The organism is Bradyrhizobium sp. USDA 4472 (genome assembly GCF_054058595.1).
On the sequence record NZ_JBSSAM010000001.1, the window covers coordinates 2520609 to 2541335 of the forward strand.

The 20727-nt window shown below is 64.9% G+C and carries 23 protein-coding genes; 11 read left to right on the forward strand and 12 right to left on the reverse strand.

Annotation, left to right across the window (positions count from 1 at the left end; genetic code table 11):
* Positions 1–11: 11 nt before the first annotated feature.
* Entirely contained in the window at positions 12–410 is a 399-nt protein-coding gene (locus ACVWZ4_RS11475) for a hypothetical protein (RefSeq protein WP_456740317.1), read from the reverse strand.
* Positions 411–678: 268 nt separating this feature from the next.
* Here ACVWZ4_RS11475 and rpmI point away from each other — a divergent pair, with 268 nt between their 5' ends.
* Both rpmI and rplT read left to right on the forward strand, forming a co-directional pair.
* Positions 679–879 (forward strand): 50S ribosomal protein L35, encoded by a 201-nt coding sequence (gene rpmI, locus ACVWZ4_RS11480; RefSeq protein ID WP_007598540.1) that lies wholly within the window; start codon positions 679–681, stop codon positions 877–879.
* Between the two features lie 91 nt (positions 880–970).
* Positions 971–1330 (forward strand): 50S ribosomal protein L20, encoded by a 360-nt coding sequence (rplT, locus tag ACVWZ4_RS11485; RefSeq protein ID WP_092239381.1) that lies wholly within the window; start codon positions 971–973, stop codon positions 1328–1330.
* Positions 1331–1341: 11 nt separating this feature from the next.
* Here the strand turns inward: rplT and ACVWZ4_RS11490 are convergent, their stop codons facing one another.
* Positions 1342–1755, reverse strand: coding sequence for a hypothetical protein (locus ACVWZ4_RS11490; RefSeq protein ID WP_456700524.1), 414 nt, complete (start codon positions 1753–1755; stop codon positions 1342–1344).
* Positions 1756–1906: 151 nt separating this feature from the next.
* Here ACVWZ4_RS11490 and pheS point away from each other — a divergent pair, with 151 nt between their 5' ends.
* From pheS to pheT, 3 genes are all read left to right on the forward strand, one after another.
* On the forward strand, positions 1907–2989 hold the full coding sequence (pheS, locus tag ACVWZ4_RS11495) for a phenylalanine--tRNA ligase subunit alpha (RefSeq protein WP_456740318.1): 1083 nt from the start codon (positions 1907–1909) through the stop codon (positions 2987–2989).
* Positions 2990–3198: 209 nt separating this feature from the next.
* The gene (locus ACVWZ4_RS11500) at positions 3199–3645 is read left to right on the forward strand and encodes an endonuclease domain-containing protein (protein ID WP_456700522.1); all 447 of its coding nucleotides are present in this window, start codon (positions 3199–3201) and stop codon (positions 3643–3645) included.
* Positions 3642–6050: a phenylalanine--tRNA ligase subunit beta gene (gene pheT, locus ACVWZ4_RS11505; RefSeq protein ID WP_456740319.1), complete on the forward strand. Its 2409-nt coding sequence runs from the start codon at positions 3642–3644 to the stop codon at positions 6048–6050. Before ACVWZ4_RS11500 ends, pheT begins: the two co-directional genes overlap by 4 nt.
* A gap of 173 nt (positions 6051–6223) precedes the next feature.
* Here the strand turns inward: pheT and ACVWZ4_RS11510 are convergent, their stop codons facing one another.
* Entirely contained in the window at positions 6224–7612 is a 1389-nt protein-coding gene (locus ACVWZ4_RS11510; RefSeq protein ID WP_456700520.1) for a flavin monoamine oxidase family protein, read from the reverse strand.
* A 187-nt stretch (positions 7613–7799) separates the two neighbouring features.
* On the opposite strand from ACVWZ4_RS11510, the gene ACVWZ4_RS11515 reads away from it, so the two are divergent.
* Positions 7800–8768: a YiiX/YebB-like N1pC/P60 family cysteine hydrolase gene (locus ACVWZ4_RS11515; RefSeq protein ID WP_456742205.1), complete on the forward strand. Its 969-nt coding sequence runs from the start codon at positions 7800–7802 to the stop codon at positions 8766–8768.
* Between the two features lie 98 nt (positions 8769–8866).
* Here ACVWZ4_RS11515 and ACVWZ4_RS11520 read toward each other — a convergent pair whose 3' ends face one another.
* The gene (locus tag ACVWZ4_RS11520; protein WP_092239390.1) at positions 8867–9142 is read right to left on the reverse strand and encodes a metal-sensitive transcriptional regulator; all 276 of its coding nucleotides are present in this window, start codon (positions 9140–9142) and stop codon (positions 8867–8869) included.
* Between the two features lie 50 nt (positions 9143–9192).
* Between ACVWZ4_RS11520 and ACVWZ4_RS11525 the strand changes: the two genes are divergently transcribed.
* From ACVWZ4_RS11525 to ACVWZ4_RS11535, 3 genes are all read left to right on the forward strand, one after another.
* Positions 9193–11646 (forward strand): heavy metal translocating P-type ATPase, encoded by a 2454-nt coding sequence (locus tag ACVWZ4_RS11525; protein ID WP_456790105.1) that lies wholly within the window; start codon positions 9193–9195, stop codon positions 11644–11646.
* Between the two features lie 55 nt (positions 11647–11701).
* Entirely contained in the window at positions 11702–12148 is a 447-nt protein-coding gene (nikR, locus tag ACVWZ4_RS11530) for a nickel-responsive transcriptional regulator NikR (RefSeq protein WP_456790106.1), read from the forward strand.
* A 142-nt stretch (positions 12149–12290) separates the two neighbouring features.
* Complete coding sequence (locus tag ACVWZ4_RS11535) at positions 12291–13031, forward strand: sulfate transporter family protein (protein WP_092239396.1); 741 nt, start codon at positions 12291–12293, stop codon at positions 13029–13031.
* Positions 13032–13074: 43 nt separating this feature from the next.
* Here ACVWZ4_RS11535 and nth read toward each other — a convergent pair whose 3' ends face one another.
* Entirely contained in the window at positions 13075–13842 is a 768-nt protein-coding gene (nth, locus tag ACVWZ4_RS11540; protein WP_456740321.1) for an endonuclease III, read from the reverse strand.
* A gap of 22 nt (positions 13843–13864) precedes the next feature.
* On the opposite strand from nth, the gene ACVWZ4_RS11545 reads away from it, so the two are divergent.
* Both ACVWZ4_RS11545 and ACVWZ4_RS11550 read left to right on the forward strand, forming a co-directional pair.
* Entirely contained in the window at positions 13865–14395 is a 531-nt protein-coding gene (locus tag ACVWZ4_RS11545; protein ID WP_456740322.1) for a DUF2244 domain-containing protein, read from the forward strand.
* Positions 14396–14449: 54 nt separating this feature from the next.
* Entirely contained in the window at positions 14450–15346 is an 897-nt protein-coding gene (locus ACVWZ4_RS11550) for a methylated-DNA--[protein]-cysteine S-methyltransferase (protein WP_456700514.1), read from the forward strand.
* Positions 15347–15413: 67 nt separating this feature from the next.
* Here the strand turns inward: ACVWZ4_RS11550 and ACVWZ4_RS11555 are convergent, their stop codons facing one another.
* From ACVWZ4_RS11555 to dnaJ, 7 genes are all read right to left on the reverse strand, one after another.
* Positions 15414–16037, reverse strand: a complete 624-nt coding sequence (locus ACVWZ4_RS11555) for a 2,3-bisphosphoglycerate-dependent phosphoglycerate mutase (RefSeq protein ID WP_456700513.1) — start codon at positions 16035–16037, stop codon at positions 15414–15416.
* Positions 16038–16062: 25 nt separating this feature from the next.
* On the reverse strand, positions 16063–16881 hold the full coding sequence (gene dapB, locus ACVWZ4_RS11560; protein WP_456700512.1) for a 4-hydroxy-tetrahydrodipicolinate reductase: 819 nt from the start codon (positions 16879–16881) through the stop codon (positions 16063–16065).
* A gap of 108 nt (positions 16882–16989) precedes the next feature.
* Positions 16990–17301, reverse strand: a complete 312-nt coding sequence (locus ACVWZ4_RS11565; protein ID WP_456700511.1) for a DUF1330 domain-containing protein — start codon at positions 17299–17301, stop codon at positions 16990–16992.
* Positions 17302–17402: 101 nt separating this feature from the next.
* Positions 17403–18116, reverse strand: a complete 714-nt coding sequence (gene pyrF, locus ACVWZ4_RS11570; RefSeq protein ID WP_456740323.1) for an orotidine-5'-phosphate decarboxylase — start codon at positions 18114–18116, stop codon at positions 17403–17405.
* 6 nt (positions 18117–18122) lie between these two features.
* The gene (locus ACVWZ4_RS11575; protein ID WP_092232307.1) at positions 18123–18701 is read right to left on the reverse strand and encodes an NADPH-dependent FMN reductase; all 579 of its coding nucleotides are present in this window, start codon (positions 18699–18701) and stop codon (positions 18123–18125) included.
* A gap of 57 nt (positions 18702–18758) precedes the next feature.
* Positions 18759–19358 (reverse strand): class I SAM-dependent methyltransferase, encoded by a 600-nt coding sequence (locus ACVWZ4_RS11580; protein WP_456700509.1) that lies wholly within the window; start codon positions 19356–19358, stop codon positions 18759–18761.
* Between the two features lie 88 nt (positions 19359–19446).
* Positions 19447–20583 (reverse strand): molecular chaperone DnaJ, encoded by a 1137-nt coding sequence (gene dnaJ / locus ACVWZ4_RS11585; RefSeq protein ID WP_456700508.1) that lies wholly within the window; start codon positions 20581–20583, stop codon positions 19447–19449.
* Between the last annotated feature and the right edge of the window lie 144 nt (positions 20584–20727).

Consider the following 20727-nt stretch of genomic DNA (forward strand, 5'->3'; position numbering starts at 1 on the left):
CGTTTGTGTTTTCAGGCTCGCGAAGCCTGCCAAGTGCCGCTGCATTGGTCGCCGGAGATGACCCCTCTCCAGTATCCGGCCCCGGCTAAGCCGCCGAGACGGCCGCCGCCGGTGGCATGGGAGGCGCCGACCGACACCGCGACCGCGACGGCGCCGCCGCGATTGACCGTGCCGGAGACCCGGCCGCCGCCGGCGGAGGACACGCGGCTGCCCGTGACGGTGAAGGGGACGCTATAGCCCGAGCTGCAGGCGCCGCGGGTGGTGGCGAAAGTGACATTCCAGACGCCGTCATAGCCGCCGATGCGGGCATCGGCGGTCGAGGGAATAACGGCCGCGGCAACCACCGCGAACAACGCGAGGTGGCGGGGATTGACCACAACAGACAAAATCGATTGAGAAAAATGGGCCATTTTGGTCCTGCTCCGGACGGGACGGCGTGAATAATGGGTAACTCCAAATAGTCGGCGCGGCGGTTCCCGCGGTTCATCGTTGCCATCCGGCCTTTCCTCTGTCATAAGCCCAGCCTTCATCGCCCGGCTGATTAAGGGCTGCCGTGGCGGTGTTTCGTGCGGGTTATGCGCTTATTCGCAAAACCTGAGCACAATCAACGCTCTAACGAGCATTTTTGACGGCCAGCCGCCTTTGCGGGCGGAATTCTGTGGCCATTAGGAGAGCCAAATGCCCAAGCTGAAGACCAAATCGGGCGCTAAAAAGCGCTTCAAGGTGACTGCCACCGGCAAAGTGATGTTCGCCCATCGCAGCAAGCGTCACGGCATGATCAAGCGGACGAAGAAGCAGATCCGTCAGCTTCGCGGCACCGCTGTGCTGTTCAAGACCGACGGCGACAACGTCAAGAAGTACTTCTTGCCGAACGCCTGATCGCGTCCAAGATCGTCGAAGATCATTGCCATCTGCGCCGCGTTAATGCGCGGCGATCCGAAAAACCAAGTCATCTCTGAAGGATTTCGTCATGTCTCGCGTCAAACGCGGTGTGACCGCCCACGCCAAGCACAAGAAAGTCTACAAGGCCGCCAAGGGCTTCTACGGCCGCCGCAAGAACACCATCCGCGCCGCCAAGCCGGCCGTCGAGAAGGCCCAGCAGTACGCCTTCCGCGACCGCAAGCGTAAGAAGCGCACCTTCCGCGCGCTCTGGATCCAGCGTCTCAACGCCGCTGTCCGTCCGTTCGGCCTGACCTACAGCCGATTTATCGACGGTCTCGCCAAGTCGGGCATCACCGTGGACCGCAAGGTGCTCTCGGATCTCGCGATCCACGAGCCCGCATCGTTCCAGCTGATCGCCGAGAAGGCCAAGGCCGCTCTCGCGGCCTGATAGCGCCAGCGCTAGCGGGCGTTCGCGCCCGCAGCCTTCAGCGCGCGTTGCGAGTAACGCTGGGCCACCTCCGCCCGGCAGAATGCCGTAAACGAGAGATACATGGTGCCGGACTTGTTCCGGTACTTGACGTCGCATGCGTGCATCTCGCCTTTGTACGCCTGGGTCTGCGCAGCACTGAGGCCAGGCTTGAAGTCCGCCTCGCATTTCTTTTCGACGGCGGCACCGAGCTGAACATCGCCGCTCGCCGTCAGTTCGCAATCCCTAAAGACCTTCATCGCGCTTTCGCAGCTCTTCCGGCTGCTGATGGTGTCCGCGACCTCGTCCAGCGTCATGGATTTGTCCATGCAGACCATGGCGCGCGCAGGCGTGGCGGCGACGGACAGAACGATGGCCAGGGCAGCCAGATCGCGTTTCGAAAGCATCGCAGGTCTCCTCTTGATCCTCCCTTGGTGCCGGGCCCCCGCGCGAGGTTCAACCCAGCCGTTCGAGGTGCCGAAATGACCGGCTTTTTGCTTGACGTTACGGCCTTCGGGCGGCGACAACCCAGCCGAATTTGGAGCCAAGGATTTGCCTGTGTCCGACCTCGCAACGCTTGAAACGTCCATCCTCGACCAGATCGCCGCCGCGGGCGACGAAGCCGCCCTTGAAGCCGTACGCGTCGCAGCCCTCGGCAAGAAGGGCTCGATCTCGGCGCTGCTCGCCACGCTCGGCAAGATGTCGCCCGACGAACGCAAGACGCAAGGCGCGGCGATCAACCAGGCCAAGGACAAGGTCACCGAGGCGCTCGCCGCACGGCGTGACGTGCTGAAGTCGGCAGCGCTCGATGCGCGGCTGGCCTCCGAGACCGTCGACGTCACCCTGCCGCTGCGCGATGCGCAGGCCGAGGCCGGCCGCATCCATCCGCTCAGCCAGGTCTGGGACGAGCTGACCACCATCTTCGCCGACATGGGTTTCTCGGTCGCCGAAGGTCCAGACATCGAGACCGATGATTACAACTTCACCAAGCTGAATTTCCCCGAAGGTCATCCGGCGCGCGAGATGCACGACACGTTCTTCTTCCATCCCAAGGAGGACGGCTCGCGCATGCTGTTGCGCACTCACACCTCGCCGGTGCAGGTGCGCACCATGCTGACCCGGAAGCCGCCGATCCGCGTGATCTGCCCGGGCCGCACCTATCGCATCGATTCGGACGCGACCCACACGCCGCAATTCCACCAGGTCGAAGGCCTCGTCATCGACAAGGGGTCCCATCTCGGCCACCTCAAATGGATCCTGCACGAGTTCTGCAAGGCGTTCTTCGAGGTCGACCACCTCAACATGCGCTTCCGCCCGTCGTTCTTCCCGTTCACCGAGCCGTCGCTGGAAGTCGACCTGCAGTGCCGCCGCGACAAGAACGAGATCCGCTTCGGCGAAGGCGAGGACTGGATGGAGATCCTCGGTTGCGGCATGGTGCATCCGAACGTGCTGCGCGCCTGCGGCATCGATCCCGACGTGTACCAGGGCTTCGCCTGGGGCATGGGCATCGACCGCATCGCCATGCTGAAATACGGCATCGCCGATCTGCGCCAGCTGTTCGACAGCGACGTCCGCTGGCTCGACCACTACGGCTTCAAGCCGCTGGAGGTGCCGACGCTGGCGGGAGGGCTGAGCTCGTGACGCTCGCTCTCACGCAGATTCTCTCCGTTCCCTTCGCGGAGACAGCCCTCTCCCTGACCCTCCCCCGCAAGCGGGGGAGGGAACGGATGGAGCGAGGGCGTGGCCTCTGTTTCATGGGTACACATTCTCTGCCCGCTCGACAGGTCGAGCTCCCTCCCCCGCGTGCGGGGGAGGGTTGGGGAGAGGGTTTCTCCGCAATGGGGCTGCCAATGGTCGATCCCAAGCATCCGGACTGGAAAGTGTCGGCCAAACTGCGCGCCAACGCACGTGCGCTCAGAAGCAACTCGACTGACGCAGAGCGCATCCTGTGGTCAGAGCTGCGCGGCAACCGGCTGAATGGCGCGCGCTTCCGCCGCCAAGTGCCAATCGAGCGCTACGTCGCCGATTTCATCTGCCACGCGGCCAAGCTCGTCATCGAGCTCGATGGCGGCCAACACTTCTCGGATGAAGGCGAGCGCGCCGACGCTCGTCGCTCAGCGGCGATCGAGGCGAAGGGATTCAAAGTAATCCGCTTCAGCAATCTCGACATCACGACCAATTGTGGCGGCGTTCTCGAAACCATCGCGACTACCATCGCGGAGAGAGCCCCCACCCCAGCCCTCCCCCGCAAGCGGGAGAGGGAGCAGACCGTCTCCGTGGGGAAAAAAAAGCCATGAAATTCACCCTCTCCTGGCTGAAGGATCATCTCGACACCGACGAGCCGCTGGAAAAGCTGGCCGACAAGCTCACCATGATCGGGCTCGAGGTCGAGAGCATCGAGGACAAGTCGAAGGTGCTGAAGCCGTTCACCATTGCGAAGGTGATCTCGGCCGAGCAGCATCCCAACGCCGATCGCCTGCGCGTCTGCATGGTCGACACCGGGGACGGCGGCGCGCCGGTTCAGGTCGTGTGCGGGGCGCCGAATGCGCGCGCCGGCCTCGTCAGCGTGTTCTCGGCGCCCGGCACCTACATTCCCGGCAAGGACATCACGCTCGGCGTCGGCACCATCAGAGGCGTCGAGAGCCGCGGCATGCTGTGCTCGGCGGCCGAGCTGCAGATTTCCAACGACCATGACGGCATCATGGAGTTGCCGGCAGACGCGCCGATCGGCGCGGGTTACGCCGAATGGGCCGCGCTCGGCGATCCCGTGATCGAGATCAACCTCACGCCGAACCGACAGGACTGCACCGGCGTACACGGCATCGCCCGCGATCTCGCAGCTGCCGACATGGGCAAGTTCAAAGATCCCTCGATCAAGCCGGTCAAGGGCGAATTCCCCTGCCCGGTGAAGGTCACGGTCGAGGATGCCGCGCTGTGTCCGGGGTTCGCGCTGCGCCTCGTGCGCGGCGTCAAGAACGGCCCGTCACCGCAATGGCTGCAGAAGCGGCTGACCGCGATCGGGCTGCGTCCGATCAACGCGCTGGTCGACATCACCAACTTCATGACCTACGACCGCGCGCGCCCGCTGCACGTGTTCGACGCCAAGAAGGTCGCGGGCAATCTGGTGGTGCGCCGCGCCCGCGCGGGCGAGGCGCTGCTCGCGCTCGACGGCCGCGCCTACAATCTCGATCCGTCGATCTGCGTGATCGCGGATGAGCAGGGCGTCGAATCCCTTGCCGGCATCATGGGCGGCGAAGCCTCGGGCTGCGATGAGAACACCACCGACGTGCTGATCGAATCGGCGCTGTGGAACGAGATCAACGTCGCCCAGACCGGCCGCAAGCTCGGCATCAATTCGGACGCGCGCTATCGCTTCGAGCGCGGCGTCGATCCGGCATTCATGGTGCCCGGGCTCGAGCTTGCCACCAAGATGGTGATGGAGCTGTGCGGCGGCACGCCGTCGGAGAACGTCGTGGTCGGCAACGCCTTTGGCGACGACCGCATCATCGACTTCCCGCTCACCGAGGTGAAGCGCCTCTCCGGCATCGAGGTGCCGCAGGTCGAGATGAAGCTCATCCTGAGCCGGCTCGGCTTCATGATGGCGGGTCCGGGCCCGGTGGTGAAGGTCGCGGTGCCGTCATGGCGCACCGACGTGCACGGCAAGGCCGATATCGTCGAGGAAGTCGTCCGCATCTACGGCGTCGACAAGGTGCCGATGACGCCGTTCGAGCGCGGCGAGGACGCGCGCAAATCGGTGCTGACGCCGCTTCAGCTTCGCACCCGTCGCGCAAGGCGGGCGCTGGCGAGCCGCGGCATGATCGAGGCGGTGACGTGGTCGTTCATCACCAAGCCGGCGGCACAATTGTTCGGCGGCGGCCAGCGCGAGCTCGAAGTCGCGAACCCGATCGCCGCCGACCTCTCCGACATGCGCCCAAGCCTGTTGCCGGGACTGGTCGCAGCCGCGCAGGTCAATGCCAATCGCGGCTATGGCGACGTCATGCTGTTCGAGGTGGGACAGGTGTTCAGGGGTGACCGCCCGCAAGACCAGTTCGTGGCGGCGAGCGGTGTGCGCCGGGGCCTCGCTTCGTCGGACGGGCTGGGGCGGCACTGGTCGGGCTCGGCGCAAGCCGATGTGTTCGACGCCAAGGCCGATGCGCTCGCGGTGCTGGCCGCAGCCGGCGCGCCGATGCAGGCTCTGCAAATCGTCGCCGGCGGTCCAGCCTGGCTGCATCCGGGCCGATCCGGCACGATCCAGATCGGACCACAGAACGTGCTCGGCCATTTCGGCCAGATGCATCCGCGCGCGCTGGAAGCGCTCGGCGCCGACGGCCCCGTTGTCGTGTTCGAGGTGATCCTCGACCGGATTCCGGAGGCGAAAAAGAAGCCGACACGCGCCAAGCCGCTCATCGAGCTGTCGGCGTTCCAGCCTGTGTCGCGCGACTTCGCCTTCATCGTCGACCGCGCTGTGAAGGCCGGCGACATCGTGCGCGCCGCGCAAGGCGTCGACAAGAAGCTGATCACCGGCGTCATTGTGTTCGACGTCTATGAGGGCAAGGGCATCGACGACGGCAAGAAGTCGATCGGCATCGCGGTGACGATCCAGCCGCGCGAGAAGACGCTGACCGACCAGGAGATCGAGGCCGTGGCCGCGAAGATCGTGGCCGAGGTCACGAAGAAGACCGGCGGCACGTTGAGAGCATGACGCCGAAAAGCGTGACGCGGTTTTCGGGCCGCGTCATGCTCCGCCATGATCCCGGTGAGCCATTGCAAGGCGAGCTGGAAACGACGAGACTTCGCAACACTATTGCTCCGGAGTATGAGCCCCGGCCTGCGCCGGGACGACGGCGGAGTTTGTGCGGCTTCGCTGCCTCTGTCCTACCGCCGCGGCGCGCGACGCTTCTTCGTCGATTGCGTCGGCACGTCGGCCGGCTCGGCCTTGAGCGCACCGATCTTGCGGAGCGCGGCGTCCGCGGCGCGCTCGCCGCTGTCCCAGGCGCCGTCGACGGTGCCCCACAGCGTCTCATGCGTGGCTTCGCCGGCGAGGAACAGATTGCCGATCGGCTCGGTCAAAATCTTTCGCGAGAGTTGGCCGCCGGGTGACGCCGCCGACATCGCACCCATGACGTAGGGGGAGGCGTTCCAGCGCGTCGCCGCGGTCTTCTGCACGGCGGCCGCCGCCTCGCTGCCGAACAGCTTCGCGATCCACTCCTTGGCGAAGGCGGCCATCGCCTTGTCGCCCTGCTCCGAGAGGTCGCGTCCGAACGAGCCGCCGACGTCGATCGAGCACAGCGAGGATCCGCCGATATTGGCGAACATCAGCGCGGTGCGCGTCGAATTGCTCTGCTCGATCAGGATATCGTCGCGCGACAGCCCGAGCGGATTGCCCGGCAGCTGCAGCACGATGTGATCGTAGCTGCCAAGACCGAGCTTGGAGGCCGCATCCAGCGTGCGCTTGGGAATGTCAGGCGCGAATTTGATCGCGCCTGACGTGAGCACATTGGTGGAGACCGTGATGATGGCGGCGCGCGCGGCGATCTTGCCGGCTTGCGTTTCCACGCTGACGTCGCGGTTGCTCCAGAGAATCCGGCTTGCCGGCGTCGACAGCACTGCTGGCACCTGCTCGCCGAGCCTGGCGATCAGGGTGCCAAGACCCTGGCGGCAGGCGATCGGGGCATTGCGGTCCTGCGCACGCGCCTTGTCGATCGCCGACAGCTCCTTCAGGTCCTTGCCGGCAAAGCTTGCGCCGAGCACAAACTCCGCAGCCCCTGCCCAATCGCCGAGATCTTTCGGCAGCACCGCAGCGCAGGAGGTATCGAGCTTGCCGCGCGAAGCCTCGTCGATGGCCCTGTTGGCGCGCACGAGCGCCGCGAGAAACTCCTCGGTCTCGCCGGCCCGCGCATTGCGGCGGCCGATGCGCATCTTCTGGCCCGACGGCGCAGGCGACACATCGAGCCCCGCGCCGCGCGCCAGCCGGATCATCGGGTTGCTATCAGGATTGTGCATCCAGCGTGCGCCGCGATCGAACGGCACGTCGAAGGTCATGCTGTCGGTGATGCAGCGGCCGCCCATCTGCGACGTTGCCTCCACCACCACGACCCTGCGATTGGCCGCCATGATACGCCGCGCTGCAGCGATGCCGGCCGCTCCCGCACCGATCACGACAATGTCAGCCTCGCGCGGCAAGGGCCCGGCCGTTGCGCGCAGGACCGGCGCCGCAGCAAGAGCCGCCGACACCGAGAGGAAGCCGCGGCGCGTGATTGTCATGTCATGGTTTCCGGAGACTTGCGGCGGATGGGAACAGCCCCAGAACCTTGCCGCATCTGATGTTGCGCAGCAACCGTCATGGTGAATCAATCGTGCTTGACCTCACGGAGCCATGAACCGAATTGCAACAGGTTGGGACCATGATACAGATGGAAAAAAGATGGCCAGAAAGGCCCCGGGGGAGTTCATGGGGACGGTCCTAGATTCAGTCGGCAAGGTGATAGCCGCGTACCTCTCGAAAGAGGTGCCGGGCTATGAGCCGTTCACGCCGAGCGACCCCGAGCATTTGCGCGGCGTGATCCAGCCCGGCGACGTCATGCTGGTCGAGGGTAACAACCGTATCTCCGGCATCATCAAATATCTGACGCAGTCGACCTGGTCGCATGCGGCGCTCTATGTCGGCCCCATCGAGGGCGCGGTCGAGCACGACGGCGAGCCGCATGTGCTGATCGAGGCCAATATCGGCGAGGGCGTCACCTCTGCGCCCCTTTCCAAATATTTCCCGTATCACACTCGCCTTTGCCGTCCGGTCGGACTGTCCTATGAGGACCGCACCACGGTGTGCCGCTATGCGATCAACCGCATCGGGTTCGGCTACGATACCAAAAACATCATCGATCTGATGCGCTTCCTGATCCCGCTGCCGGTGCCGCAGCGCTGGCGGCGGCGCATGATCGCGATCGGCTCCGGCGATCCAACCAAGATCATCTGCTCGGCGCTGATCGCACAGGCCTTCGATGCGGTGCGCTACCCGATCCTGCCGAAGATCACCAAGGCCGGCAGCCGCGCCGCCCGCCGCGAGATCCTGCACATCCGCGATTCCTCGCTCTACATGCCCCGCGACTTCGACATCTCGCCCTATTTCGAAGTCGTCAAACCCACCATCGTGCACGGCTTCGACTACACGGCCCTGCACTGGGCCGACAAGCAAAAGCCGCTCGAGGAGGTAGCGGGCTCATTCGGTGTGTTTCCAGAAACGGTCCGTTCGCCGCCGCTCGTTCCTGAAGCGGCTGACGAAGAAGCGCCGGCTGAAGTTCCGGCTGAGCAAGTGAGCGAGGAGGCTGTGGAACCTGGCTCAGAGCAGTTCGCGTTGCTGAAAAAGCTCGCGATGTACCGGCCACGGCGCCGGGGACGTGCACGAGAGCGGGCGGCTTAGCTCCACTGTCGTCTGCGTTCGCAGGGACGACAGCGCTGAATGTTGCGCGATCGCGCATCAGCAACCGTTATTGCAATGGCGGCGGCGAGAACCGCGCCCTACCGCTCCGCCCGCCCGATCACCGCCATCAACTCCGCGATCTTTTCCCGTTGATCGGCCTTGTCGCCGCTCGCAATCGCGTGCTCGACGCAATGGGCGACGTGGTCCTTCAAAACCTCTTCCTCGACCCGCCGCAGTGCGGCGCGCACGGCCGATATCTGCGTGACGATGTCGATGCAGTAGCGGTCCTCCTCGACCATTTTCTGGAGGCCGCGAACCTGGCCCTCGATCCGGCCGAGGCGTTTTCCGACGGATGCCTTGATGTCCTTGCGCATGCGGCCTATATACCCCTACCGGGTATGGGTTACAAGGCCGGAGTGCAGGAATGAACGACGCGAACCACACACACCACAATGGGAAGACGCAGTCCGGATGCGGTTGTTCCGCGAATTCAGTGGTTCCCGGGCCGGCCGCCTCGTCCTGCTGCGGCGGAGATGGCGATCGCGCCGACCATGCCCATCATGATGTTCATGACCACAACGCGACCGCGACAAAGGTCCTCGACCCCGTCTGCGGCATGACGGTCGATCCCGCGACCTCCAAGCACCGCCTCACACATCACGGCGAGACCTTCCATTTCTGCTCGGCCGGGTGCCGCACCAAATTCGCGGCCGACCCCGCAAAGTATCTCGCCAGGGAGAAAGCATCCGAGCCGGAGATGCCGGAGGGCACCATCTACACCTGTCCGATGCATCCGGAGATCCGCCAGGTTGGACCCGGCAGCTGTCCGATCTGCGGGATGGCGCTCGAGCCTGATGTGGTGAGCCTCGAAACCGGACCGAATCCGGAACTGGCGGACATAACGCGCCGGTTCTGGATTGGCGGCGCGTTGGCACTGCCGCCTGTTGTGCTGGAGATGGGCGGCCATCTCGCAGGTCCGCACAACTGGATCGACCCTGTCGTGTCGAACTGGATCCAGCTCGCCTTTGCGACGCCCGTGGTGCTCTGGGCCGGCTGGCCGTTCCTGGCGCGCGGCTGGCAATCGCTGCGCACGCGCAACCTCAACATGTTCACGCTGATCGCGATGGGCACCGGCGTTGCCTATGTCTACAGCCTGATCGGCACCACGGCGCCGCAGCTTTTCCCGGCAACCTTCCGCGGCCATGAGGGCGCGGTCGCCGTCTATTTCGAAGCGGCCGCCGTCATCACCGTGCTGGTGCTATTGGGCCAGGTGCTGGAGCTCCGCGCTCGCGACGCTACGTCGGGCGCCATCAAGGCGCTGTTGCAGCTTGCGCCAAAAACGGCGCGGCGCGTCGATGCCGATGGTAACGAGCGCGAGGTGGACATCGACGCGCTGCGTCCCGGCGACCGGTTGCGCGTTCGTCCGGGCGAAAAGGTGCCGGTCGACGGCGTCATTCTCGAGGGGCGCTCCTCGCTCGATGAATCACTCGTCACAGGCGAATCCATGCCTGTCACCAAAGAGCCAGGCGCCAAGGTCATCGCCGGCACGTTGAACCAGTCCGGCAGCTTCATCATGCGCGCCGACAAGGTCGGGCGCGAGACGCTGCTGTCGCAGATCGTGCAGATGGTCGCGGATGCGCAGCGCTCGCGCGCGCCGATTCAGCGGCTGGCCGACCAGGTTGCGGGCTGGTTCGTGCCGACGGTGATTGCTGTCGCCATCGCCGCCTTTGCCGCCTGGGCCTGGCTCGGGCCGGAGCCGCGGCTCGCCTTCGGCCTCGTCGCCGCCGTCAGCGTCCTCATCATCGCCTGCCCCTGCGCGTTGGGCCTGGCGACCCCGATGTCGATCATGGTGGGCGTCGGCCGCGGCGCGCAGGCAGGCGTGCTGATCAAGAACGCCGAAGCGCTGGAGCGGATGGAGAAGATCGACACGCTGGTGGTCGACAAAACGGGGACGCTGACCGAAGGCAAGCCACGGGTCGTCGCGATCGTGCCGGCAGCAGGCTTTGCCGAAGACGCCATCCTTCGGCTTGCAGCCAGCGTCGAGCGCGCCAGCGAACATCCGCTCGCCGATGCCATCGTGCGCGCCGCAAAGGAGAAGCAGCTTGCATTGGGCCGCGTCGAACATTTCGATTCGCCGACGGGCAAGGGCGCCACGGGCAAGGTCGATGGCAAGAGCATCGTCCTCGGCAACGCCAAATATCTGGCGTCGATCGGCATCGAGACCAAGGCGCTCGACAGTGAAGCCGAACGCCTGCGTGGCGACGGCGCGACCGTGATCAACATGGCAATCGACGGCGCACCTGCCGGCCTGTTTGCGATCGCGGATCCGGTCAAGGCCTCGACCCCGGAAGCGCTGAAGGCGCTCGCCGCCGAGGGCATCAAGGTGATCATGCTCACCGGCGACAACCGCACCACCGCGCAAGCCGTGGCACGGCGGCTCGGCATTGCCGATGTCGAGGCCGAAGTGCTACCGGACCAGAAGAGCGCCGTGGTGACGAAGCTGCAGAAGGCCGGCCGCAGCGTGGCGATGGCCGGCGACGGCGTCAACGATGCGCCGGCGCTGGCTGCGGCCGAGGTCGGCATTGCCATGGGCACCGGCACCGACGTGGCGATGGAAAGCGCCGGCGTCACCCTGCTGAAGGGCGATCTCACCGGGATCGTGCGTGCGCGAAAACTGTCACAGGCGACGATGAGCAATATCAGGCAGAACCTGTTCTTCGCCTTCATCTACAACGCCGCCGGCATTCCTGTTGCCGCCGGTATCCTCTACCCGGCCTTCGGCGTGCTGCTGTCGCCGATCATCGCGGCAGCGGCGATGGCGCTGTCCTCGGTGAGCGTGGTCGGCAATGCGCTGAGGCTGCGTGCGACGCGGCTGTGAGAACGTCAAAATCCGTGTAGAACGGGTCCATTCGGCAGCCGGCGGAGAGGACCCGATGCAGCGGATTACGATCACGATCGAGGACGATTTGCTGGCGGAGATCGATGCCGCGGCCGAGGCGCGCGGCTACCAGAACCGCAGCGAGATCATCCGCGATCTCGCGCGCGCCGGGCTGCAGCAAGCGAGCGAGGACGCGGCGCAGAGCGGCCCCTGCGTTGCAGGCCTCGTCTATGTCTACGACCACGCCGCGCGGGATCTCTCAAAGTGTCTGGTGCAGGAATTCCACGGCCATCACGACCTCGCGCTCGCGACGCTGCACGTCCATCTCGACGACTCCAATTGCATGGAGATGACGGCCCTGCGCGGCGACGCCGCCGAGGTCAGGCACTTCGCCGATCACATCATCGCGGAGCGTGGCGTGCGCTATGGGCGTGTGGTGATGATCCCGACGGGCGAAGGGAAGCCGGCCAGGATGAGGAAGCACGCGCATCGGCATGAATAGGCCCTCTGGCCGGCCGGCGAGAGACGTTTGTCAAAGATCAATTGGCAGAGACGATACACGCCGCAGTTTGGGCAAGTCAGCGTCCCTTGCCGAAACAGCCCTGGGTGTCTACCTCTCGCTGGTGATTTCGTGAGAGGTTCCCATGCTGGATGCCGCCGTCAAGGCGCTGTCGCAAATGATGTCGCCGCCGATGCGCTCGATCCTGTGGCGATCGATCGGGCTGGCGCTGGTGCTGATCACAGTGCTGGCGATCGGACTGCAGCGGCTGCTGAGCTGGTTCGCGACCTACGGCGAGGTGTGGCTCGAGGGCCTGCTCGGGCCGGGGTGGCATTCGTCCCTGGAGGTGCTGGCCTGGATCATCTCGATCGCGGCCGGCTTCGGCGTCGTGTTCGGCAGCGTATTCCTGATGCCGGCGATCACTTCGCTGGTCGCGAGCTTTTTCGTCGACGACGTCGCCGATATCGTCGAGCGCGAATATTATCCCGCCGAGCGGCCGGGCATGGCGCTGCCGTTCAATCAGGCCATCCTCGAAGGCATCAAGACCGCATTGTTGACCATTGTGGTCTATCTCGTCGCGTTGCCGCTGGTGTTTCTGGCCGGCGCCGGCTTCCTGATCTTCTTCCTCGCCGCAGCCTGGCTGCTGGGACGCGAATATTTCGAGCTCGCTGCGATGCGCTTCCGCTCGCCCGAGGATGCCAAGGCGATGCGCCGCGACAATGCCGCGACCATCTTCACCGCCGGCCTCTTCATTGCGGCCTTCGTCTCGATCCCGGTCGTGAACCTGGCAACGCCGATCTTCGGCATGGCCTTCATGGTCCACATGCACAAGCGGTTATCGGGACCGCGGCCGGGGCTGATCGAGCCCGCGCGGCAGATGCGGTGACGGCGCGCTCGCTCTTCCCGCTCGCGGGGAGAGGCCACCGCCATCACACCGTCTTCTCCGGCCACCGGCAGAGATCGTTGATCAGGCAAACCTCGCAACGCGGCTTGCGCGCGAGACACGTATAGCGACCGTGCAAGATCAGCCAATGATGGGCGTGCAGCATGAACTCGGCCGGAACCACCTTTTCGAGACCGAGCTCGACCTCGAGCGGCGTCTTGCCCGGCGCAAGGGCAGTGCGGTTGCCGACGCGGAAAACATGCGTGTCGACCGCCATGGTGTGCTCGCCGAAGGCCATGTTGAGCACGACATTGGCGGTCTTGCGTCCCGCGCCCGGCAGCGACTCGATCTCGGCGCGCGTGCGCGGCACCTTGCCCCCGAAATCGCTGATCAACTTGGCCGATAGCGCGATGACGTTCTTCGCCTTGGTGCGGTAGAGACCGATGGTCCTGATGTAGTCGCGCAGACGTTCTTCGCCGAGCTCGAGCATCTTCTGCGGGGTGTCGGCGATTTTGAACAATTCGCGTGTCGCCTTGTTGACTCCGGCGTCGGTCGCCTGTGCAGACAACACGACGGCGACCAGCAGCGTGAACGGATTGACGTGCTCGAGCTCGCCTTTCGGCTCGGGATTGGCTTTGCGGAAACGGCTGAAGACCTCGTGGATCTCCGCCGGTGTCCAGGGTTTTATCGCCCTGGACGATTTGCTGGCCGTGGCCGATTTCTTCGTGGGCTTCGGCTTCGCGGTAGCCGATTTTGCCTTTTTCTTCGGCAGCGCCACTTTGCCCGGGGCCGGCTTGCGGGTGATTTTCGTCATGATCGGGATATACTGAGGGACGATGAGCACAGGCAACCAAATTGAGCGCGCAGACTCTGAAGGTCATGACGTGCAGATCTTCTCTGCGCTGCTGACGCCGCACCGCTCCCTGAACCGCACCGGCTTCCTGGCCGTGATGCTGTTCCTGAGCGTCGTCAGCTTCGTCACCGGAATTGTCTTCCTGATGAAGGGTGCCTGGCCGGTGTTCGGCTTTTTCGGCCTCGACCTGCTCGTGGTCTGGTGGGCTTTCAAGGCCAATTTCCGCAGCGCGCGGGCGCGCGAGGAGATCACGGTCACGACGTCGGAGTTGCGGGTGCGGCGGGTCAGCCATCGCGGTCAGGTCGCCGAATGGACCTTCAATCCGCTCTGGGTTCGCCTCGACATGGAGGTGGACGAGGACTTTGGTATCGAGCATCTCTATCTGATCTCGCGCGGCCGCCAGATCCAGATTGCAAGGTTCCTCGGACCTGATGAAAAGGCGAGCTTTTACAAAGGCTTGATCGAAGCATTGAACGCCGCCAAGCGCGGCCCGACCTACAATCCGGTGGCTTGAACGCAGTCAGAAATCGGGTGGTTTCGACGCCTCGCCGCGCCTACATTTCCGGTCATGATGACACTCGCCATACATGACCAGCGCCTGGCAAAGCCGGGCACCCAGAACGCCGCGCTACGCGATTATGATTCCGTGCGCCGGGCGATCGCGTTCATCTCGGAGAACTGGCGCGCGCAGCCGACCATCGAGGCGATGGCGGATGCGGCCGGCGTCACGCCGGATGAGCTGCACCATCTGTTCCGCCGCTGGGCCTCGATCACGCCCAAGGCCTTTATGCAGGCGCTGACGCTCGACCACGCCAAGGGCCTGCTGCGCGACTCCGCAAGCATCCTCGACGCGGCACTCGACTCAGGGCTGTCGGGTCCCGGCCGGCTGCACGACCTCTTCGTCACGCACGAAGCGATGTCGCCGGGCGAATGGAAGAACGGCGGCGCGGGGCTGACGCTTCGCTATGGCTTCCATCCCTCGCCATTCGGCACGGCGATCGTGATCGCGACTGATCGCGGGCTGTCGGGTCTCGCTTTCGCCGATCACGGCGAGGAGAAAATCGCGCTCGCCGACATGATGCGGCGCTGGCCGAACGCAACCTATGTCGAGGACCACGAGGGCACCGCGCCGCTCGCGGCACGCATCTTCGACACAAAACTGTGGCGCCCCGACCAGCCGCTGCGCGTGGTGATGATCGGCACCGATTTCGAGGTGCGGGTGTGGGAGACGCTGTTGAAGATTCCAATGGGCCGCGCGGTGTCGTATTCCGACATCGCCTGCAACATCAACAGGCCCAAGGCGTCGCGCGCCGTTGGTGCCGCGGTCGGCAAGAACCCGGTCTCGTTCGTCGTGCCCTGCCATCGCGCGCTCGGCAAGAGCGGCACGCTCACCGGTTATCACTGGGGCATCACGCGGAAACAGGCGATGCTGGGCTGGGAAGCCGGGCAGCTGGGGCTGCAGTAGCTCCGCTGCCGCAGGGTGGGTTAGCGTCAGCGTAACCCATCCTCCAATTTTGCGCCTGCGGCGAAACCTAGCCCGCCAGATCCAGCTTCGACGCCACGGTCGAATCCGCGTTGAGCCGATAGATGATTGGCACGCCCGTCGCGAGCTCGCGCTTCAGGATGCCTTCGGGCGACAGCTTCTCCAACACCATGATCAGCGCACGCAGCGAATTGCCGTGTGCGGCGACCAGGGTGCGCTTGCCGTTGAGCACGCCGGGCAGGATTTCCTGCACGTAATAAGGCAGCGCGCGGGCCAGCGTGTCCTTCAGGCTTTCACCGCCGGGCGGCGGCACGTCGTAGGAGCGGCGCCAGATCAGCACTTGCTCCTCGCCCCATTTCTTGCGGGCGTCGTCCTTGTTGAGGCCGGAGAGATCGCCGTAGTCGCGCTCGTTCAGCGCGAGGTTCTTCGAAGTCGGCAGGTCCCTTTGGCCGAGCTCGCCGAGAATGAGATCGAGCGTGTGCTGCGCGCGCCTCAGCACCGAGGTGTAGGCGACGTCGAAGACGAGGCCCTCCGCCTTCAATTTGCGGCCGGCCTCCGAGGCTTCCTTCATGCCCAGCTCGGTGAGATCAGGATCCTTCCAGCCGGTGAACAGGTTCTTGAGATTCCATTCGCTCTGGCCGTGCCGCACGAGCACGAGAAGACGTTCGCTCATTGACTGCTTCCGTTCGGGTTATCGGTTAGATGTCCGCGAGGCCGAGCACGTCGGCCATGGAGTAGTGCCCCGGCTTCTTGCCATGCGCCCACAGCGCCGCCTTCAGCGCGCCGTGCGCGAACAGAATGCGGTCTTCGGCGAGATGGGACAGGGTCAGCCGCTCGAACGGGCCGAGGAAGGTGACGCTGTGCTCGCCGGCGACGGTGCCGCCGCGCAGGGAGGCAAAGCCGATGGCCCCCGGCTTGCGCGCGCCGGTGATGCCGTCGCGGCCGCGTTCAGAATGCTCTTCGTCGAGCGGGATGCCGCGACCGGCCGCTGCCGCCTGGCCCAACATCAGCGCGGTGCCGGAGGGCGCATCGACCTTCATACGGTGATGGGATTCGACGATCTCGATGTCAAAGCTCTGGTCGAGCGCCTTGGCGACGCGCTTGACCACGGCGGCGAGGAGATTGACGCCCAGGCTCATATTGCCCGACTGCACCACGACGGCGCGGTTGGTGACGCTCTTGATCACGGCATTGTCCGAGGCCGAAAGCCCGGTGGTGCCGACGACGTGGACCAGCCCGCGCTCGGCCGCGATCGCGACATTGGCGATGGTTGCGGCCGGCACAGTGAAATCCAGGATGCCGTCGGCGTCCTTGGACATCGCCCAGAGGTCGGCGGACAATTTGATGCCGTTTTCAGGCAGACCGGCGAGCACGCCGGCATCCTTGCCTAAGAGCTCCGAGCCCGGCGCCTCCAGCGCGCCAGCCAGCACCGCGCCTTTGCTGTCGGCAATCGCCCGCACCAGGGCGCGGCCCATCCGGCCACCGGCTCCGGCAACAATCAAGCGCATGTCTGACATGGTGTGATCCTCTCAGCGCCGTTGTAGCGGCGGGATGCAGTTCCGGCAACCGAGGCCCCATGAGCCCGCGGCATGCTCCTCTCCAGGGGGGCGGCAAGAGAGGACGCCTCAACCGTCCGACGGCTGCGGTCCGTCGTAACCTTCGATGATGATGAGGTCGGCGATCGAGTGCGGCTGCCGCACCTTGATATTGGCCTGGTATTCCGGCGAGTTGTAGCACGCGATGGCGGTCTGATAGTCCGGAAATTCGATTACGACGTTGCGGGTGCGGCTGGCGCCTTCCACAGTGGTGAACTTGCCCGCGCGGACGACGAAGCGGCCGCCCCATTTCTTGAAGATCGGACCGTTGGCCACAGCGTAGGGCTTGTAGCCCTCGTCATTGCTCACGTCGACGCGACCGATCCAGTAGCCTTTTGCCATCGTTCTTCTCCCTGGTCGTTGGTGGTTCTATTTGAGCATGATCTCCGCGCAAACGCGTTCCGCGTTTGTCGCGAGAAAAAACCGCTTCACACTGTTGCGGATCATGCTTCGAGTGCCTGCGCGATCTCGGCCTGGATGGCTTCCGCGACCGCCTTCGGATCGGCGGCTTCCACCACCGGCCGGCCGACGACGAGATAATCCGCGCCCGCGGCGATTGCACGGCCCGGCGTCATGACGCGCTTCTGGTCCCCGGCGGCCGATCCTGCCGGACGAATGCCTGGCGTGACGAGATGCATCTTGCGTCCGACGATCTTGCGCAAGGCTACCGCCTCCTCGGGCGACGATACCAGGCCATCGATGCCGAGCGTCTGCGCCTGCCCCGCGCGCGCTTCGACGAGCTCGGAGACGCCGAGCCGGAACCCGGCGGCGTGCAGATCGTCCTGATTGTACGAGGTCAGCACCGTAACGGCGAGAAGCTTCAGCTTCGAGGAGCCGCGGCCCTCGACGGCGCCCTTCATGGTCTGCGGATAGGCATGCACGGTGAGGAAGGTTGCGCCCAGCCTGGTGATGCTTTCAACGCCTTGCGCCACCGTGTTGCCGATGTCGTGCAGCTTGAGATCGAGAAAGACCTTCTTGCCCTTGTCGGCAAGCCTGGCGACCAGCGGCAAGCCGCCGGCATAAGCGAGCCGATAGCCGATCTTGTAGAAGGTGACGCTGTCGCCGAGCCCGGCGATCATCGCCTCCGCGGCCTCGACGCTGGGCAGATCGAGCGCGACGATCAGACGGTCCTTGGGGGCGATTTCGGCGGGCGTCATGTCACCTCACATCATGCGTTGGGAAATGTCGATCAACTGCCGCACCATCTCCTTCAGCCCGTCGCTATCGGTCTGGCTCTTGAGCCTGTCCATATCGTCATAGGCCTGGTCGGCAAAGGCGAGCGTGAATTGGCTGGCGATCACATTGGCCTGGCAGGACGTCAGGATCAGCCGCAATGCCTGAAGCGCACGGGCGGCACCTAACCGGCTCTGCGAAGCACCGGCGAGTGCGAAGGCGCGGTTGCGGAAGACATCGCCGCGCGCCTCGTGCAGATCGTGCACGCGGCTCACCCAGTCGATCGCGTTCTTCAGCAGCGGCGGCACCGAGGCGTTGTATTCGGGCGAAACGATCAGCACGCCATGATGTGCGCCGATCATGCGCTTGAGATTGATGGCGTGCTTCGGGATGCCTGACTTGGCCTGGAGATCGCCGTCATAGATCGGCAGCGGAAAATCGGCGAGCGAGATGCGGGTGATGTCGACACCGGCCTGGGCGAACTCATAGGCGGCGACCGCCGCCAGCTTCGCATTGTGCGAGCCGGTGCGCAGCGAGCCGGGAATGACCAGGATTTTCGGTGCGGACATCCGCTTCCATACGTTCGGCGAAACAAGCCCGCCGCGCAGAGAAGAAAGCCGGCGGAATTAGTCCTTGCGATACACCCAGACGCGGGCCGGCGGAAGGTTCATCCAGATCCGTTCCGAAGCCTCTGTGGACACGCCGGGCAGCGATTTCGGGATCGGCGGCACCACCGCATAGGTGAACTGGACGAAGGGCGCGCCGGGCGCCAGCGCCATGAAGGAATCGCGAATGAGCCGCAGCCGGGTCAGCATCGGTTTTGTGACCAGCGGCAGGCCGGAGACAACGGCCGAGGCCGGCGCGCTCAGAACGTTCCAGAGCGTGTCGCGCAGGCGATAGGCGTCGCCCTGCACCACAGTCGCCTGCGGATAGCGGTCGCGCAGCAGCGCGCAGAAGCCGGGATTGTATTCGACCAGCACCAGACGCTTCTGGTCGACGCCGCGCTCGACCAGGGCCGAGGTGATGGCGCCGGTGCCGGGCCCGAGCTCGACCACCGGAGCGTCGGAATCGACATCGACATAGTGAGCCATGGTCCGGGCCAGCAGCTTGCCCGACGGCATCACCGCGCCCATGTGGAGGGGCTTTTCGATCCACGATCTGAGAAAGCGCACCTCGTCATCTAGACGGGGCTTCTTCAACGCACGCGCGGACGATGGCAATGGCATGTCAGGACCGGACGGGACCGCGTGACAGCGGCGTGTCAGAAAAAGGTCATAAAGACGTATAGGCCGAAGCCGATACGGTCAAGCCGGCTCAGTTCGCCCGATTGCCGAAGAAATCCTTGACCTTGGCGAAGAAGCCCTCGGATTCCGGCTGGGTGTTGCCGGAGGAGAGCTTTTCGAACTCGACCAGCAATTCCTGCTGCTTCTTGGTGAGGTTCTGGGGGGTCTCGACCACGACCTGAACGTACATGTCGCCCATCTGGCGGGAGCGCAGGACCGGCATGCCTTTTGATGCAATGCGGAATCGACGGGCGGACTGGGTTCCGGCAGGCACCTTCACCTTGGCCTTGGTCTGGTCGATGGTCGGCACCTCGAATTCGCCGCCGAGCGCCGCTGTCACCATCGAGATCGGCACCCGGCAATGCAGATCGGCGCCGTCGCGCTGGAAGAACTGGTGCTGGGCCAGCGACAGGAAGATGTAGAGATCGCCGGGCGGGCCGCCGCGGACGCCGGCTTCGCCTTCGCCGGCGAGCCTGATCCTGGTGCCGTCCTCGACGCCTTGCGGGATATTGACCGACAGCGTGCGCTCGCGGGTGACGCGGCCCTGGCCCGAGCAGGACGGGCAGGCGTCCTCGATCATCTGGCCGCGGCCCTGGCAGGCGGGGCAGGTGCGTTCGAGGGTGAAGAAGCCTTGCGACTGTCGCACGCGGCCGGCGCCGCCGCAGGTCGAGCAGGCCTTCGGCTTGGTGCCGGCCTTGGCGCCGATGCCCGAGCAGGCCTCGCAGGTGACGGAGACCGGAATCTCGATCTGCGCGGTCTTGCCGGCAAAAGCTTCCTCGAGAGTGATTTCCATGTTGTAGCGCAGGTCGGCGCCACGCTCGCGGCCGCCGCGGCCCCGCTGGCCAGCCATGCCAAACAGATCTTCGAAAATATCGGAGAAGGAGGAGGCGAAGCCCGCACCGAAGCCGGCGCCACCGCCGCCGGGACCGCCCTGCTCGAACGCGGCATGGCCGAAGCGGTCGTAGGCCGCGCGCTTGTCCTTGTCCTTCAGGACCTCGTAGGCCTCGTTGATCTCCTTGAACTTGACCTCGCTGGTCTCGTCCCCGGGATTGCGGTCCGGATGAAACTTCATCGCCAGCTTGCGGAACGACGATTTCAGTTTGCTCTCGTCGGCCGTGCGTTCGACTTCGAGGGTTTCGTAGTAGCAGCGCTTGGTGGACGTGGACATGTCTGACTCAGGTCTATCCGATCGCGATTCAAGTCGGAGCGAAACGACGTCGCCACGCGACGACATGGGCGGCCTTCCGCGTCGTGGCAGCGGACCGCATGGGAGCGTTGAGCATAAGTGCTGGGAATTGATTGATCGTAACGG

Excerpts from the sequence above, each read along its gene's own strand:
- ACVWZ4_RS11555 (WP_456700513.1), bottom strand. The coding sequence starts at position 16,037 with ATGAGCGAACGTCTTCTCGTGCTCGTGCGGCACGGCCAGAGCGAATGG.
- ACVWZ4_RS11515 (WP_456742205.1), top strand. The coding sequence starts at position 7,800 with ATGGGGACGGTCCTAGATTCAGTCGGCAAGGTGATAGCCGCGTACCTC.
- rplT (WP_092239381.1), top strand. The coding sequence starts at position 971 with ATGTCTCGCGTCAAACGCGGTGTGACCGCCCACGCCAAGCACAAGAAA.
- ACVWZ4_RS11580 (WP_456700509.1), bottom strand. The coding sequence starts at position 19,358 with ATGCCATTGCCATCGTCCGCGCGTGCGTTGAAGAAGCCCCGTCTAGAT.
- nikR (WP_456790106.1), top strand. The coding sequence starts at position 11,702 with ATGCAGCGGATTACGATCACGATCGAGGACGATTTGCTGGCGGAGATC.
- ACVWZ4_RS11520 (WP_092239390.1), bottom strand. The coding sequence starts at position 9,142 with ATGCGCAAGGACATCAAGGCATCCGTCGGAAAACGCCTCGGCCGGATC.
- ACVWZ4_RS11475 (WP_456740317.1), bottom strand. The coding sequence starts at position 410 with ATGGCCCATTTTTCTCAATCGATTTTGTCTGTTGTGGTCAATCCCCGC.
- ACVWZ4_RS11565 (WP_456700511.1), bottom strand. The coding sequence starts at position 17,301 with ATGGCAAAAGGCTACTGGATCGGTCGCGTCGACGTGAGCAATGACGAG.
- dnaJ (WP_456700508.1), bottom strand. The coding sequence starts at position 20,583 with ATGTCCACGTCCACCAAGCGCTGCTACTACGAAACCCTCGAAGTCGAA.
- ACVWZ4_RS11545 (WP_456740322.1), top strand. The coding sequence starts at position 13,865 with ATGAGCACAGGCAACCAAATTGAGCGCGCAGACTCTGAAGGTCATGAC.
- ACVWZ4_RS11500 (WP_456700522.1), top strand. The coding sequence starts at position 3,199 with ATGGTCGATCCCAAGCATCCGGACTGGAAAGTGTCGGCCAAACTGCGC.
- ACVWZ4_RS11525 (WP_456790105.1), top strand. The coding sequence starts at position 9,193 with ATGAACGACGCGAACCACACACACCACAATGGGAAGACGCAGTCCGGA.
- ACVWZ4_RS11550 (WP_456700514.1), top strand. The coding sequence starts at position 14,450 with ATGATGACACTCGCCATACATGACCAGCGCCTGGCAAAGCCGGGCACC.
- pheT (WP_456740319.1), top strand. The coding sequence starts at position 3,642 with ATGAAATTCACCCTCTCCTGGCTGAAGGATCATCTCGACACCGACGAG.
- ACVWZ4_RS11490 (WP_456700524.1), bottom strand. The coding sequence starts at position 1,755 with ATGCTTTCGAAACGCGATCTGGCTGCCCTGGCCATCGTTCTGTCCGTC.
- dapB (WP_456700512.1), bottom strand. The coding sequence starts at position 16,881 with ATGTCAGACATGCGCTTGATTGTTGCCGGAGCCGGTGGCCGGATGGGC.
- ACVWZ4_RS11510 (WP_456700520.1), bottom strand. The coding sequence starts at position 7,612 with ATGACAATCACGCGCCGCGGCTTCCTCTCGGTGTCGGCGGCTCTTGCT.
- nth (WP_456740321.1), bottom strand. The coding sequence starts at position 13,842 with ATGACGAAAATCACCCGCAAGCCGGCCCCGGGCAAAGTGGCGCTGCCG.
- ACVWZ4_RS11575 (WP_092232307.1), bottom strand. The coding sequence starts at position 18,701 with ATGTCCGCACCGAAAATCCTGGTCATTCCCGGCTCGCTGCGCACCGGC.
- rpmI (WP_007598540.1), top strand. The coding sequence starts at position 679 with ATGCCCAAGCTGAAGACCAAATCGGGCGCTAAAAAGCGCTTCAAGGTG.
- pyrF (WP_456740323.1), bottom strand. The coding sequence starts at position 18,116 with ATGACGCCCGCCGAAATCGCCCCCAAGGACCGTCTGATCGTCGCGCTC.
- ACVWZ4_RS11535 (WP_092239396.1), top strand. The coding sequence starts at position 12,291 with ATGCTGGATGCCGCCGTCAAGGCGCTGTCGCAAATGATGTCGCCGCCG.